Annotated in this window: 14 protein-coding genes; 6 read left to right on the plus strand and 8 right to left on the minus strand. The window is 67.5% G+C overall.

Translation table 11 applies throughout. From position 1 onward, the window contains the following. Window positions 1-52: 52 nt before the first annotated feature. From AC1Q6E_RS19505 to AC1Q6E_RS19525, 5 genes are read right to left on the minus strand one after another with little or no spacing between them, the layout of a single operon-like run. Complete coding sequence (locus AC1Q6E_RS19505) at window positions 53-1,642, minus strand: rhodanese-like domain-containing protein (protein WP_492573344.1); 1,590 nt, start codon at window positions 1,640-1,642, stop codon at window positions 53-55. Continuing rightward, entirely contained in the window at window positions 1,639-2,736 is a 1,098-nt protein-coding gene (locus AC1Q6E_RS19510) for a mandelate racemase/muconate lactonizing enzyme family protein (RefSeq protein ID WP_492573345.1), read from the minus strand. Before AC1Q6E_RS19510 ends, AC1Q6E_RS19505 begins: the two co-directional genes overlap by 4 nt. Then, the gene (locus tag AC1Q6E_RS19515) at window positions 2,733-3,758 is read right to left on the minus strand and encodes a quinone oxidoreductase family protein (RefSeq protein WP_492573346.1); all 1,026 of its coding nucleotides are present in this window, start codon (window positions 3,756-3,758) and stop codon (window positions 2,733-2,735) included. The genes AC1Q6E_RS19510 and AC1Q6E_RS19515 overlap by 4 nt, the downstream gene beginning before the upstream one ends. A gap of 10 nt (window positions 3,759-3,768) precedes the next feature. Then, on the minus strand, window positions 3,769-4,641 hold the full coding sequence (locus AC1Q6E_RS19520) for a TauD/TfdA dioxygenase family protein (RefSeq protein WP_152799281.1): 873 nt from the start codon (window positions 4,639-4,641) through the stop codon (window positions 3,769-3,771). A 35-nt stretch (window positions 4,642-4,676) separates the two neighbouring features. Beyond that, window positions 4,677-5,657: a Bug family tripartite tricarboxylate transporter substrate binding protein gene (locus AC1Q6E_RS19525; protein ID WP_492573347.1), complete on the minus strand. Its 981-nt coding sequence runs from the start codon at window positions 5,655-5,657 to the stop codon at window positions 4,677-4,679. Window positions 5,658-5,853: 196 nt separating this feature from the next. Between AC1Q6E_RS19525 and AC1Q6E_RS19530 the strand changes: the two genes are divergently transcribed. After that, window positions 5,854-6,747, plus strand: a complete 894-nt coding sequence (locus tag AC1Q6E_RS19530; protein ID WP_152799288.1) for a LysR family transcriptional regulator — start codon at window positions 5,854-5,856, stop codon at window positions 6,745-6,747. A gap of 29 nt (window positions 6,748-6,776) precedes the next feature. Here AC1Q6E_RS19530 and AC1Q6E_RS19535 read toward each other — a convergent pair whose 3' ends face one another. From AC1Q6E_RS19535 to AC1Q6E_RS19545, 3 genes are read right to left on the minus strand one after another with little or no spacing between them, the layout of a single operon-like run. After that, window positions 6,777-7,100: a helix-turn-helix domain-containing protein gene (locus tag AC1Q6E_RS19535; RefSeq protein ID WP_152799291.1), complete on the minus strand. Its 324-nt coding sequence runs from the start codon at window positions 7,098-7,100 to the stop codon at window positions 6,777-6,779. Further along, window positions 7,051-7,338 carry a type II toxin-antitoxin system RelE/ParE family toxin gene (locus AC1Q6E_RS19540; RefSeq protein ID WP_492573348.1) on the minus strand — a complete coding sequence of 96 codons (288 nt, stop codon included), beginning with the start codon at window positions 7,336-7,338 and terminating at the stop codon, window positions 7,051-7,053. The genes AC1Q6E_RS19535 and AC1Q6E_RS19540 overlap by 50 nt, the downstream gene beginning before the upstream one ends. Before the next feature lie 19 nt (window positions 7,339-7,357). Beyond that, on the minus strand, window positions 7,358-7,453 hold the full coding sequence (locus AC1Q6E_RS19545) for a type II toxin-antitoxin system RelE/ParE family toxin (protein WP_296559015.1): 96 nt from the start codon (window positions 7,451-7,453) through the stop codon (window positions 7,358-7,360). Between the two features lie 219 nt (window positions 7,454-7,672). Between AC1Q6E_RS19545 and AC1Q6E_RS19550 the strand changes: the two genes are divergently transcribed. The 5 genes from AC1Q6E_RS19550 (at window position 7,673) to AC1Q6E_RS19570 (ending at window position 13,769) form a co-directional block, all read left to right on the plus strand. Further along, the gene (locus AC1Q6E_RS19550; RefSeq protein ID WP_492573349.1) at window positions 7,673-8,527 is read left to right on the plus strand and encodes an IclR family transcriptional regulator; all 855 of its coding nucleotides are present in this window, start codon (window positions 7,673-7,675) and stop codon (window positions 8,525-8,527) included. Between the two features lie 87 nt (window positions 8,528-8,614). After that, window positions 8,615-9,958 carry an FAD-dependent oxidoreductase gene (locus AC1Q6E_RS19555; protein WP_492573350.1) on the plus strand — a complete coding sequence of 448 codons (1,344 nt, stop codon included), beginning with the start codon at window positions 8,615-8,617 and terminating at the stop codon, window positions 9,956-9,958. Between the two features lie 16 nt (window positions 9,959-9,974). Beyond that, on the plus strand, window positions 9,975-10,937 hold the full coding sequence (locus AC1Q6E_RS19560) for a Bug family tripartite tricarboxylate transporter substrate binding protein (RefSeq protein ID WP_492573351.1): 963 nt from the start codon (window positions 9,975-9,977) through the stop codon (window positions 10,935-10,937). A gap of 18 nt (window positions 10,938-10,955) precedes the next feature. Continuing rightward, window positions 10,956-12,371 carry an FAD-dependent oxidoreductase gene (locus tag AC1Q6E_RS19565; RefSeq protein WP_492573352.1) on the plus strand — a complete coding sequence of 472 codons (1,416 nt, stop codon included), beginning with the start codon at window positions 10,956-10,958 and terminating at the stop codon, window positions 12,369-12,371. Between the two features lie 18 nt (window positions 12,372-12,389). Further along, on the plus strand, window positions 12,390-13,769 hold the full coding sequence (locus AC1Q6E_RS19570; protein WP_492573353.1) for an FAD-dependent oxidoreductase: 1,380 nt from the start codon (window positions 12,390-12,392) through the stop codon (window positions 13,767-13,769). Window positions 13,770-13,773: the final 4 nt, after the last annotated feature.

Below are 13,773 nucleotides of genomic sequence, written 5' to 3' on the forward strand. Positions count from 1 at the left end.
GGCAACGGGAGACATCCGGACAAGCGGAGACCGATGCTTCGCCCCCGGGCGCCTACGACAAACCGGCGCTCCCGCGCAAGCTCCCGGCCATGGCCAGGATTTCCTCGTAGCGAAAGGGAACCGTGGCATCGGCCATGACGCGTTCAAGCAGGCCGGTTTCCCAGCGCAGGTACTCGCGCATCGCTTCTTCGACGCCGCTGTCCCGGTCATAGGGCCGGTACCATACGTCGTCGATGGCGGTCAGGTACCGAGGATCGCCCGCGGTGAACGAGTCCGCTCCGACGTCCCGCAAGCCTCCCCGCAGATGCGTGGCGTCGCGGCCCATGGCTCGCGCGTCGGCCGCGGCCAGCGCCGAAAGACGGCCGTCGGCGCAGGTGAATACCAGCGGCACGTCGGCCGGCATGCCGGCCAGCGTCTGCGCGAGACGCGAGCGCACGGTCCAGGCCGCCCCCGGCAGATGGCGCGCCCGGTACTGGCGCGAATCGCCCACGTCGATCACGCGCGCCGCGGGCGCCAGCGGCAGCCGCACGCCGTCGTCATCGACGCCAACGGCCTCGGCCGGCCGGGGCGGCGCGAGCGCATCGGCCCGCGCGCGGTGGATGTACACCTCCCACCCCATCTGGCGCAGCCAGAAAGCCGTCATCGGCGCCTGCACCGCATCGGTATCGAACACGATGATGCGCGCGTTGCGCACCGGTGCGTAGGCATCCGTCTGCTGCACCAGTTGGCCGCCCGGCGCGCTGATCGCCCCGGGCAGCGTGCCGGCCCGCCAGGCGCCCGGCAACCGGACATCGAACAGATAACAGCTGCGGGTGGCATCGGCGAGCAGTGCATGCACCCCCTCGCTTCCGATCACCGCGATGCGCAGCGCGGACGCCAGCCTCGCCGCGGCAGGCGCGGCGCCCTCGGCCAGGGGCCGGTCGACATGGGTCTCGCACCGGCCATGATGGAACGGCAGACCAGCCAGGCGCTGGCCCATCAGGCCATTCTTCAACGCCCGCACATCGTGCTTGCCGGCGCTGATGAGCGACTGCGCGCCCATGATCGAGCGCGTGCGGCCCGCGCAATTCACGACCACGAGGCCGTCATGGCGCAGCGCGCGGGCGACGAGCTCGCCGCCCGGGCAGGAAGCCGCGCCGGGCATGGACATCGCATGAAATTCCTCTTCGCTGCGGCTGTCGAGCACCAGCACGCCGCCGCTCGCGCCTAGCGCATCGAGTTCCTCGGCCGTGATGGACGGTGTGTCGTAGACGTGCTCGACCACCTCGCCGAAGGCCTTGCTCGGCACGTGGAGGCCGGAATATCCGGCGTATCCCGCCGCGTCCCAACCGGCCTGTCCGCCCTCCAGCACCGCCACGTTGCCGTAGCCCATCAGACACAAGCGGCGCGAGGCCGTGGCCGCCAGGCCGTCTTCGTCGTCGACCAGCACGATGCGTGTCGTCTTGCAGGGCAACGCCGGTCCGGCGCACAGCTCCAGCGTGGACAGCGGCAACGAGGCCGCGTGGAAGATGTGTTGGCGAATGTGGACGCCCGTCTCGCGCACATCCAGCAGCGCGAGCTCGCGGCCATCGGCAAGCATGGCATGCAAGTCCCGGGCCGACACGCGCGGCGCGGCGGCGGGCGGATGGCCGGGCGGTGTCATCGCGTCTGGCAGGATCGGGCCAGCGTGTAGCTTTCTCGCTCCACGCTATGGGCGTTCAGGACCGCCCGGTCGATAACGGGCGTCCTCCCCGCATCCATCAACAACGAGCCGTGCTCGACGATCAGGGGATCCTCGAACAATCGCGCGCGCGTCTTGGCAAAGCCATTCATCTCGCCCGCATGCCGCACGCGGCCTCGCCACACGCAGGCTTCGGCCCAGCATCCGATCTCGGTGGACACGCCGTCTCCCAGCACGGGCAGCAATCCGCGTGCATGAATGTGATCCAGGGCCTGGCACAGCCGTTCGACGCCGCCGGCTTTCTTCATCTTCAATTTGATGAAGCCGATGCCTGGCAAGGCGGCGGCGCGGTCGATGTCGGCCAGGCTATAGATCGACTCGTCCAGCATCACCGGCACCGGCGAGATCCGCGCCACCTCGGCGTTGCTTTCCCAATCCTGCGAGCCACACGGCTGTTCCAGCAGCTCGATATCCGGCACGCCGCGCAAACCGTCCAGGTAGCGGCGGGCATCGTCCAGGGAAAAACCGCAATTCGCATCGATGCGCAGGGCCGCCCGCCCACGCGCCGTCTCGGCAATCGTATGAAGACGCGCGAGATCCTTGCCTACGTCGAAACCCGCCTTGACCTTGAGCGTGGCAAAACCGGATTCGATCAGCCCGTTCACCTCGTCTTTCAACGCTTCGGGATCCTTCGCATGACACGGGGCCAGGAGCGGGATCCTCGTGGTTTCCATCACACGAAGCGCGTCATGCGCCGTCAGCATTTCCAGTGCCGCGATGAGCGTGCTGGCCGCGCACGGATGCATGTCGACCTGGCGCCGCAGGATGGCCAACGCGGCCACCGGATCCGTTCCGATCGACGCCGAGGCGGCATGCTTGCAGAAATCCCAGCCGCCTTCCACGCTTTCGTGGGTGTAGCCCGGCGTGATCAGGGCCTCGCCCCAACCCAGTTCGCCCCCGCTGCCGCGAACTTCGGCCACCACCGGCGTGATCTCGTGGAACACTTTCCGGGAAACCGCGTACGGGGTCTCCAGCGGCATCGATATCCGGTAGAGATGGATGGAATCTATCTTCATGACACGGCCACCGGCGCAAGTTCATCGAGATGGGGCGCGATGGCGAGTATGGCCTTGCCGGTCGTGGCGCGCGAGGCCAGCGCCGTCTGCGCCAGACGCGCCTGCTCCAGCGGCCAGACATGCGGCGCGCTGCCGGCATCGGCGCCCGACGCCAGCCAGCCCATCGCGTCGCCGGCCCGCCGGGCATATTCCTGTGCTGTCGCGATGTAGTCCGCCATATGGGGCCGCGTAAGAAAAACCGATCCGGCTTCCGCCAGCTCCATGGGGTCCAGCGCATCCACCCGCCCCGATGCGTGTCCGTACAGCACGCATGTGCCGCGCCGCCTGAGCGACCGCAACGACCTGGCCAGCGTATCGCGGCCCACGGAATCGAATACCACGTCCACGCCCCTCCCCTCGGTCATGCGCCGGACCTCGGCGGCGAAATCCGCCTCGCGATACAAGATGACTTCCCGGGCGCCCAGGTCGCGCGCGATCCGCGCCTTGGCCTCGTTGCCGGCGGTCGCGATCACGTTCACGCCCAGCGCCCTCGCCCGCCGGATGAGCCATTGCCCCACGCCGCCAGCCCCCGCATGCACCAGGCACCAGTCGTCCGCGCGCAAGCCGAACTCGGTCGTCAAATAGTGCGCCGTCATGGCATTGGTCATCCCGGCGGCCGCACGGGCCAGGGATACGCCGCCGGGCACGCGCGCCAGGCGATGCGCGGGAACGATGGCATGGTCGGCCCAGGCGCCCAGGGTGCGCGTGAAGGCGACACGCGCGCCCGGCTCGATGCCCGCGACGCCCGGCCCCAGGGCGTCGACACATCCGGCCCCCTCGATCCCCAGCGTCAAGGGCAGGCGCGACACATACGTGGCGGACGCCGCGTAGTCTCCCTGGCGCCGGTAGATATCCGTGTAGTTCACGCCCGCGTAGGCCATGCGCACCCGGACCTCGCCCGGACCGGGTTCGGGCACGGGAAGATCCTGCACCAGCCGCAATGCTTCCGGCCCGCCGAAACGCTCGATACGAATAGCGCGCATCGCCACGCCCTCAGGCCGCTTCGGCCGCGGCGCGCACGGCCTGCCGGCCCGATATCTGCGTGCGGTACAAGGTGCGCGGCTGGCTCGCGTCCAGGGCGTCGCGGCGGTGCATCGTGGCAAGGTTGTCCCAGATGAGCATGTCCCCCATGCGCCACTCGTGCCTGTAGACGAACTGCGGCTGGGTGGCATGGGCCCAGAGCCTGTCCAGCAACGCCTCGCCCCGCTCGTCGGGCAACTCCGTGACGTAGGATTTCTGGCGGCGGCCCAGGAACACCACCGAACGCCCCGTGGCCGGATGCACCCTCAGCAACGGGTGGATCGCGCCCAGGGGACGCTCCCCTTCGCGCAGCGCGGCGCCCTCGGCACGCGGCTTGCCGGCGCTATTGAGCGAGCCGTCATGGAAGGCATGGCGCCCCTGGGCTTGCGCCCGCAGCGCTTCCGGCAGCGTGTCGTGCGCCAGATAGAGGTTCGAGAAAAACGTCTCGCCCCCCGTTTCCGGAAGGCGAAGGGGGTACAGTATCGCGCCCCGCGGCGGCAGATCGTCGAATGTCATATCGGCATGCCAGACCAGCTCGGAACTGCCCAGCAATCCCTTGGGCTTGCCGTTCTCTTCTTCGTTGGACATCAGCGCGATCTCGGGGTGCTCGGGAATATGGACGCGGCCGTAGCGCACTCCCGGCGGCATATCGAGCGCGCCGAAGAGCTGGCTGGCGGCCAGGAACTGGCCGGCATCGAGCCGCTGGTCGCGGAAGACCAGCACCAGATGGCGGTTCCACGCCTCGTGGAGCTGCTCGCGCAGGTCCTCGGAAACAGGCTGGCGAAGGTCCAGGCCATGGACTTCGGCGCCCAGGGATGCGCAAAGCGGGGTGATCTTCATCGACATGGTGCTCTACCGTGACAGGGACCGCGGTCGGCCGTTCAGTTGGTGGACGAAATATTCCTGCTCTTGATGATCGGGCTCCAACGCGCGGTTTCGCCGCGGATGTAGTCCATGTATTGCGCGCCGGTCGACGTCTCCGGACGAGAACCTTGCTGGGAAAACAGTTCCAGCAGGTCCGGCGATTTGAGCGCCTGGACCGCGGCTTCGTGGATGCGCCTCACGACCGGCGGCGGCAGGTTCGCCGGGCCGCACAAGCCATAGGCGCCGCCGCCTCCGATCAGGTCCGGATACCCCGCCTCGGCGGTGGTGGGAACGTCCGGCAGGAAGGTGCTGCGCCTGGCATCGGTGACGGCCAGGGCCACCAGCTTCCCGGCGCGGATCTGGGGCAGCACATTCGGCATTTCGCCGATGAACATCTGCAGATTGCCATTGAGCATGTCCATGACGATGGGCGCTCCACTCTTGTAGGGCACGTGCACCATGTCGATCTTCGCGAGCGACATCATGAGTTCGGCCGTAAGATGGGTCATCGAGCCGGTCCCGGCCGATCCGAACGACAGTTTCCCCGGATTCGCGCGCACGTGGGCCACGAACTCCCCCAGCGTCTTGATGCCCAGGCTCGCGGGAACCACGATGACCTTCGAGGTATCGGTAAGCAGGGTGATGTAAGTCAAGTCCTTGTAGACATCGAACGGCAGTTTCATTCCCATCAGCGGCAGATTCACCAGGGGGCCGGGCGGACAGAACAGCAGCGTGTTTCCGTCGGCCGCGCTCTGGGTCACCGCGCTGATGCCGATGACGCCGGCGCCGCCCGGCTTGTTCTCCACCACGATGGGTTGGCCCAATTGGTCGGCAAACGACTTGGCGAAGATGCGCGCGAGGACGTCGGCGGATCCACCCGCCTGATACGTCACGATCAGCCGCACGGGCCGGTCGGGATAGACCGCGTATGCGCACGTCGATGCCGACGCGAATGCGAGACTCAACAGGAATCCGGCGACACGGAAGAATCGGAACATGGGCTTGTACCTCTCGGGTTGTCTCGTTGTATCGATCAGCAAACCGGCCCATCGGTGCTGACACTATGCGATCGATGCTAGCACCCGATGCCTTCGGGTTTCTCTGTATTTTCTGAAGGAAAACTTAAGGATTTCTTTTGTTAGGATTCGACGTGCGTCCTTCGTGGAACGCCCAGCACAGTCGGGGAAGCCCTCCATGTCGTCACGTGAACTGCGGTCTCTGGTTTCCATCGCCGACCACGGCAGCATCACCGCCGCATCGGAAGCGCTTTTCCTGACCGTTCCGGCGGTCAGCGCCCACGTGGCCAATCTCGAGCAGGAATTCGGCGTCCAGTTGCTGGATCGGAAGCGCAAGCCCGCCCGGCTCAGCGAAGCGGGGCTGGTCATCGTCGAACGGGCCAGGGAAATACTCAGGCTGCACGATCAGCTCCACAACGCCGTCGCGGAGTCATCCAGTTTCAGTGGCGTGCTGCGCATCGGCGCCTCGCCCACCGTGCTGACCAGCATCATCCCGCGTTCGCTCGCGGCGCTGCGCAAGGCCTACCCCCGCCTTCAGGTGCGGATGCGGTATGGACGCCCGGCGTTTCTCATCAAGCGGCTCGAACACGACGAAATAGACGTGGCGTTCATCAGCGAACCCAGGACCCAGATCGAAGGCATCAAGTGGACGATGTGCGCGCTGGAGCCCATCGTCGTGGTCGCGCCGCCCCACGCGCGCGGACAAACCGACGAGGCCCTGCTCCATGAGTTCCCGTACATCCGGTTCGGCCGCAACTTCCTGGTCAGCCGGGACATCGAAGAGCACCTGGCGGACCGTCAACTTGTGCTGAAGGATGCCATGGACGTCGAATCCGTGGACGCGATCAAGCTGTTGGTCCTGAACGGCCTGGGTGTGTCCATCGTTCCCGACGGCAACCCCCGGCTCTCGCAGTTGTACGGATTGCGCGTCATGCCGTTGGGAACGCCGCCGCTCATGCGGCGCATAGGCATTGCCGAAGCCGTGGGGGGATCGAAGCAGCAGATCGCCGCTGAACTGCTCGAGATTTTTCGGCGCACGTCACTGCATGAAGTGCATCCGGAACAGGTATGAACGCCAGAGCGAAGGTCCGGCACGGCATGTCAAAGCACCGCCTCCAGTCCTTTTCGATCCAGCAGGCTCAGTAGCTTCAACGACGGCCCGCTGGGCGCCTTGTCCCCTTGTTCCCACTTGCGGATCGTTGAAACACTGGTATTGAGCACCAGCGCCAGCACGGTCTGGCTGAGCTTGAACTTCTCCCGCATGGCCCGAATTTCTTCTTTGCTGTACACCGGGACGGGCTCCAGGCAGAGCGCGTCATATTGGTTCATCTTGCGCTTGGTGATGAACCCCTGGCGATGCAAGTCATTGGCCGTTTCATGCACGGCGGCGAGTATGGGACTCTTCACTTTGGTTCGGCTGGTCATGGCAGATCTCTTGTAGCGACCCGTCTTGGACGGCATCCTTCATTTCCAGATTGGTCAGGTTGAGCAAATCTTCAGTCAAGAATTGAAGCGCCTCCAGTTCCACGTCACTGATGTTTGCCCTATCGTTCTTTGAGAATCCAAAGACAAAAACCCAGAGATTCTCCTTGTTGGTAGCGACGAACGTGCGAATGCCACGGCTCTTGCCGCGGCTCCCAACCGCTACTCGCTTCTTGACCAAGCCACTACCAAGCTCAGCATCAATGATGCCCCTGGTGCATCTCGTCGACCGCCTTGCATAGCAGTTGTTCAGTCAACTCCGTCTTGCGCATCCAACGCACGAAGTAGCGTGTCATGAAGACTTGCCGCATTTCTCTAATTATGCCACTTAGTGGCACCTTTATCCAGGATAAGGGGTACGGCTGCGCATGACCCTCGATACAGCCGCCGCACTGCCTCGACATCTCCCCACTTGCGGAGACGCGCCCTGGATTGTCCCCGCAACGCCGCAATCAATGAAAGGTCGTTGTGTGCTCGAATAGTCCTGGCCAACTGCACCGCCCTACAATCGACCTGTGAATCCTGCCCCCTCGTCCAAGCCGCAGCGAGCGGCGTCAGCCTCCCGCGACAAAGGCGGCCCGGTCCGGCCCAACGTCAAATCCGCGGACCGCGTCCTCGATATCCTGGAATTGCTGGCCAGCACCGGGCGCGCCATGACGCATGCCGAAATCTCGCGCCGGACGGCCGTTCCGAAAAGCAGCCTGACCGCGCTGCTGCACAACCTCGTCGTCCGCGGCTACATCGAGCAATCGCGGGATACGCAGCAGTTCCAGCTCGGCGAAGGCGCCTATGCGCTCGCGCGGCGCGGCGCGCACAACCGCGACCTGCTGCGCGCCAGCGAACCATGGCTGCGTCGGCTCATGCATGACACGGAAGAGTCGGCCGGGCTCAGCGTGCTGCGCAACGACATGGCCGAGCGCATCGCCTCCGCCCAATCGCCGAATGCGGTGCTGTATTCCGTGCACGTCGGCGTCATGCAGCCGCTCTATGCCAGTTCGGCGGGCAAGGTATTGCTCGCGTGGCTGTCCCCGGCCGAACGCGAGGCCTATCTCCAGCGCGTCCAGTTGCAACCGCGCACCGAACGGACCATACGCTCCGCGGCGGTCCTGCGGCGGCAACTGCACCAGATCCGGGAGGAAGGCGTGGCCTGGTCCTTCAGCGAGTTCACGGTCGGCATCGTGGGCCTGGCCGTCCCCGTCCTGGACCTCCACGGGCGCGCGCTCGCGGCCGTGGGCCTGGCCCTGCCGGCCAGCCGCCTGGACGATCCCCGCAAGCTGAAGCTGGAGCAGGCCCTGCGCATCGCCGCCCGGAAAATTGGCGCGGCGACGGATCGGGCCAGGGTTTCCGAAGCGAAAAGTGTTCACATATGAGAACACCGTCTGGCGGCATGCGATACCGGGGGCGACACTGCGCCGCATGAACAGGAGGCACCCGAACAGGGTGCCCGGGAGACATGCATGCAGCCATCGGCCACCATCCAGGAAACACTGAACACGCCCGTCGCGGGCCGCTATGACGTCATCGTCGTCGGCGGCGGCGCCTCCGGCACCGTAGCCGCCATCGCGGCGGCGCGCACGGGTGCCCGCACGCTGCTGGTCGAACGCGGCGGCTGCCTGGGCGGCGCCGCCACCGCCAATCTCGTGGCCCAATGGGTCGCGTTCTTCCATGGCGAGACGCGCGTGGTCGGCGGCATTCCGTTCGAGCTGGCCGAACGCGTGCAGGCCGCCGGCGGCTCGGACGGTTTCCATCGCTACGTGATGGGCGAGGCCGCCGGCACGCCATTTCCGCTGCGCGTACTGCCCTTCAACCCCGAGACGGTCAAGTGGGTGCTGGACGACGTGGTCAACGAAGCCGGCGTGGACGTGCTGCTGCACACGGCCTTTGCGCGCGCGCTGGTACAGGACGGTTCCATGGCCGGCGTCACGGTCGAGACCGTCCAGGGCCGCCTGGCCCTGCTCGCGCCCGTGGTCGTGGATGCCTCCGGCGATGCGCTGGTGTGCGCCAGCGCGGGCGTGCCATCCCAGGACGACAGCGGCGAGCGCCAACCCTGCACGTTGTCCTTCCGGCTGTCGAACGTGGACGTGGCGCGCTTCCGGGCGGTGCCGCCGGACGAGCGCCGCGCCCGGGTGCTGGGCGGCTTGCAGCGGGGCGAACTGTTCTGGGAAAGCCTGTCCTTCGTCAGCACCCCGGGCGGCACCGACGCCATCTGCCTGATGAGCCGCATCCAGGACATCGACGCACTGGACGCCCGCGACGCCTCGCGCGCCGAACAGGAAGGCCGCCGCCAGATCGCCAGCATCGTCGGCTTCCTGAGGCGCGAGATACCCGGCTTCGGGAACGCGATCCTGGCCGACATCGCCGAACGCGTGGGCGTGCGCGAGACGCGCCGCATCCAGGGCCGCTACACCCTGAGCGAAGAAGACATCATGCAGGCGCGCGGCTTCGACGACGCCATCGCCCTGGGCGCCGGCCCCATGGACCGCCACCAGCCGGGCGGCACCGGCATCCGCCTGTATGCGCCGCCCAAGCCCTTCGAGATACCGCTGCGCGCGCTGCTGCCCGTGGGCGTGGAAGGCCTGCTGGTGTGCGGCCGCACGCTCAGCGCGACACGCGAGGCCATGGCCGGCGCGCGCCACATGGCCACCTCCATGGCGATGGGACAGGCCGTCGGCACGCTGGGCGCCATCGCGGCCGCCAGCGGCCGCCGCCCCTCGTCCGTGCCGGCCGCGGAAGTACAGCAAGACCTGGCACGGGCCCAAGCCCTGTTCCGCCGCGCGCAGGCCGCCCATCAGCCTGCCTGATTTCCCAGGAGACACCATGAAAAAAACCCTAGGCGCCGCCGCCTGCTTCGCCATGCTCGCCACCGCCACCGCGGCGGCCCAGGACTGGCCCGGCCGCACCACGACCGTCATCAACCCCTTCAGCGCCGGCACGACGACCGACACCGTGGCGCGTGTCGTCGCCGAGGGACTGCAAAAGAAGTTCGGCAACCCCTTCATCGTCGACTCCCGGCCCGGCGCCGGCGGCATGATAGGAACCACGCTGGTCGCCCGCGCCCATCCGGACGGCAGCACCTTCGGCGTCAGCATCGCCGGCCCGCTGGTCCACAATCCCCTGCTCTACCAGCGCATGGCCTACGACCCCGCCAAGGACCTCACGCCCCTGACGCTGGGCGTGCACCAGCCCTGCCTGCTGATCGCCTCCAAGGCGCTCGGCGTCAAGACCGTGCCGGAGCTGGTCGAGGTACTGAAGAAGAATCCCGGCAAATACAACTATTCCTACGTGGGCAACGGCTCGCTCGGCCACCTGGTCATGACGCTGCTCGCCAACAAGAGCGGCGCGCAGATCGTCCCGGTGATGTACGCCGGCGCGGTCCAGGCCACTACCGCCGTGATGACCGACGAGGTGCAGATGGGCTGCCTGCCCGCCCAGGCCACGATGGCGCAGGTGCGCGGCGACAAGGTGGTACCCCTTGCCGTCTCCACCGCCGGGCGCGCGGCGCTGCTGCCCGAGGTGCCGGCCTTGCGGGAGTTCTACCCGGACATCGTCGGCAGCGCATGGATCGGGTTCGTCGCGCCCGGCGGCATGTCCCCCGCGCTGGCCGGACGCATCAGCGCCTCGATCGGCGAGGTGCTGCGCCAGCCCCAGGTGGTGGAGCTGCTGCGCCAGCAACTGATGGAGCCCGCGCCGGGCACGCCCGCGCAATTCAAGGCCTTCATGCAGGAAGAACTGACGCGGTGGAAACCGGTGATCGTGGACAACAAGATCACCGCCGAATAGCAATTGGGAGAATGTGAGTTGAACAGCAGCATCCAACCCCCGGGCCGCACCGCGCGGGGCGTGCCGGTCATCGAAGAAGCCGACGTCGTCGTCATCGGCGCCGGACCGGGCGGCTTCGCGGCGGCGCTGCGCGCGCGCCGCGAGGGCTGCAGCGTGGTACTGGTCGAGAAATTCGACATGCCCGGCGGCGTCCATACCTCCGGGCTCCAGGGCGCCGCCAACACGGGCGTCGGCGGCATCCATACCGAGCTGATGGAACGCTTCGCCGCGGAAGGCGCCATCTACACCGCGACCGAGAAGGACCTGCCCGACTGGGCCGGCAACGCGCTGTCCCACTACGACCACTACCTGGAGCCGGGCTCGCCCTTCCGCCGCGCCTCCTTCAATCCGGATGCCGCCGGCAACATCATGCTGCGGATGCTGGACGAAGCTGGCGTGCGGACCCTCTACGGCGCCGCCTTCGTCGACGTCGAGATGCGGGCCGAGGACGGCCAGCGCCGCATCACCCACGCCATCATCGAAACCGTAGAAGGCCGCCAGGCCATCGGCGGCCGCGTCTTCGTGGAAGGCAGCGGCACCGCGGAAGTCGTGGCGCGCGCCGGCGCCCCCTTCGTGCGCGGCGGCGGGCGGCAACCCGAGACCGTGGCCAAGGATGCGCTGGAACGTCCCATTCCCGGCGGTCTGCTGTGGATCATGGGCGGCATCGACTTCGCGCAGACCGCCGCCTACCAGAAGCGCGAGAACGATCCCGCCCTGAGCAAGCTGATCAACGCGGCGCGCGCAGCCGGCGACATCCCGCCCGAACTCTATCGCCCCCGCCTGGCCGACCAGGGCGTCTACGGCGACCACTACATCGGCCACCCGACCGTGGACATGAGTCCCATCCAGGGCCCCGGCACCTTCATCCTGTGGCAGAACGTGCCCTACGAATGGGCGCTGCACATGGACGAGGACACCGGGCACGCCTCGCGCGCCAAGCGGGAACTGCGCCGGTTGATCGACGCCGAGGCCGCCTTCCTGCGCAAATACGTGCCAGGCTTCCAGGACGCCTTCATCTCCCACGTCGGCCGCTACGTGGGCGTGCGGGACGGCCGCCACCCCATCGGCGAATACGTCTTCTCCATCGACGATGCGCGCGAGCAAAGGCGCTTTCCCGACGCCGTGACGCCGCCCATGACCAAGACCTTCTTCTGGGACCAGTACGCGAAGTACCGCTTCGAGGTGCCCTACCGCTGCTTCCTGCCCAAGGAAATCGACAACCTGCTGCTGACCGGCGCCTCGCTGTCCTTCACCTTCGAAACCATTTTCATGGTCATGCGCAACTTCCCCTGGTGCTGCCAGACCGGCGAAGTAGCCGGCCACGCCGCCGCCCGCGCCGTGCGCGAAGGCACGAGCCCCAAGCAGCTGCGCTGGACCGAGCCGCTGGCCTTCTGATCCGCAAGGAGACACGACATGAACGCTTCGGTCATCGCCGAAACCCTGAACACGCCCGTACTCGACCACTACGACGTCATCGTCGCGGGCGGCGGCGCCTCCGGCCTGATCGCCGCGGTCGCGGCCGCCCGGAGCGGCGCCCGCGTCGCGCTGGTCGAGCGCGCCGGCTGCCTGGGCGGCACCGCCACCTCCGGCATGGTCGCCCAGTACATCGGCCTGTTCAACGGCACCGTACGCTGCGTGGGCGGCATCGGCTTCGAACTCACCCAACGCATCGAAGCCGCCGGCGGCAGCGACGGCTTTCGCCGCTACACCCTGGCCGAGGCCAGCGCCAACCCCGTCACCATCACCAACTTCCCCTTCAACCCCGAAGTCGTCAAGATCGTCGCCGACGACATGACGCGCGAAGCCGGCGTGGACGTGCTCCTGCACTCGCGCGTGGTCGGACCGCTGATGGAAGACAACCGCGTGGCCGGCCTGCTGCTGGAGAACGTATCCGGCCGCCGCGCCCTGCGTTCCCGCATGCTGGTGGATGCCACCGGCGACGCCGTCATCGCCGCCGCGGCCGGCATTCCGTACGTAGGCGAAGAACCCGAACTGCGCGACCAACGCCAGCCCCTGACCCTGGTGTTCCGCATGTCGAATGTGGACGTGCGCGCCTTCCGCGCCATCCCCCGCGAACAAAAGCGCGCCATCGCCCTGGACGGCTTGCGGCGCGGCCAGCTCGCCTGGGAAAGCCTGTCCTTCTGCAGCACGCCCGGCGACACCGATGCCATCTGCCTGATGAGCCGCATCCACGGCATCGACGCCCTGGACGGCGCGGCGCTGACGCGGGCCGAACAAACCGGGCGGCAACAGATCAAGACCATCGTGCCCTTCCTGCGCGAACACGTCCCCGGCTTCGAACGATCCGTGCTCGCCGGCATCGCCGAACGCGTCGGCATACGCGAGACACGCCGCATCGTCGGCCGCCACACGCTGACGACCGAAGACATCGTCGGCGGCAAACGCTTTGCCGACGCGGTCGCCCTGGGCGCCGGCCCCATGGACCTGCACGAAGCCGGCGGCACCGGCGTCGACCTGTGGATGCCCCCAGCGCCCTTCGAAATCCCGCTGGCCTGCCTGCTGCCCCGGACCATCGAAGGCATTGTCGTAACCGGCCGGGCCATCTCCGCCACCCGCGAAGCCAACGGCGGCGCCCGCCACATGGGCACCGCCATGTGCCTGGGCCATGCCGCCGGCGCCTACGCCGCCCTGGCGGCCGGCGGCCAGGGCACGCTGGACACCCCCGCGATCGACACGCTGCGCCAGACGCTGCGCAGCCAGGGCGCCCTGATATCGGCCGACGAGGCCATGGCCGCCGCGGATGAAAACGCAGTCCAGGCACGCCCCGCCTGAATGG

Source organism: Pigmentiphaga sp. MLSB6-MA01 (assembly GCF_058793475.1).

Coding starts and splice junctions, on each gene's coding strand:
- AC1Q6E_RS19505 (WP_492573344.1), bottom strand. CDS start 1,642: ATGACACCGCCCGGCCATCCGCCCGCCGCCGCGCCGCGCGTGTCGGCC.
- AC1Q6E_RS19510 (WP_492573345.1), bottom strand. CDS start 2,736: ATGAAGATAGATTCCATCCATCTCTACCGGATATCGATGCCGCTGGAG.
- AC1Q6E_RS19515 (WP_492573346.1), bottom strand. CDS start 3,758: ATGCGCGCTATTCGTATCGAGCGTTTCGGCGGGCCGGAAGCATTGCGG.
- AC1Q6E_RS19520 (WP_152799281.1), bottom strand. CDS start 4,641: ATGTCGATGAAGATCACCCCGCTTTGCGCATCCCTGGGCGCCGAAGTC.
- AC1Q6E_RS19525 (WP_492573347.1), bottom strand. CDS start 5,657: ATGTTCCGATTCTTCCGTGTCGCCGGATTCCTGTTGAGTCTCGCATTC.
- AC1Q6E_RS19530 (WP_152799288.1), top strand. CDS start 5,854: ATGTCGTCACGTGAACTGCGGTCTCTGGTTTCCATCGCCGACCACGGC.
- AC1Q6E_RS19535 (WP_152799291.1), bottom strand. CDS start 7,100: ATGACCAGCCGAACCAAAGTGAAGAGTCCCATACTCGCCGCCGTGCAT.
- AC1Q6E_RS19545 (WP_296559015.1), bottom strand. CDS start 7,453: ATGACACGCTACTTCGTGCGTTGGATGCGCAAGACGGAGTTGACTGAA.
- AC1Q6E_RS19555 (WP_492573350.1), top strand. CDS start 8,615: ATGCAGCCATCGGCCACCATCCAGGAAACACTGAACACGCCCGTCGCG.
- AC1Q6E_RS19560 (WP_492573351.1), top strand. CDS start 9,975: ATGAAAAAAACCCTAGGCGCCGCCGCCTGCTTCGCCATGCTCGCCACC.
- AC1Q6E_RS19570 (WP_492573353.1), top strand. CDS start 12,390: ATGAACGCTTCGGTCATCGCCGAAACCCTGAACACGCCCGTACTCGAC.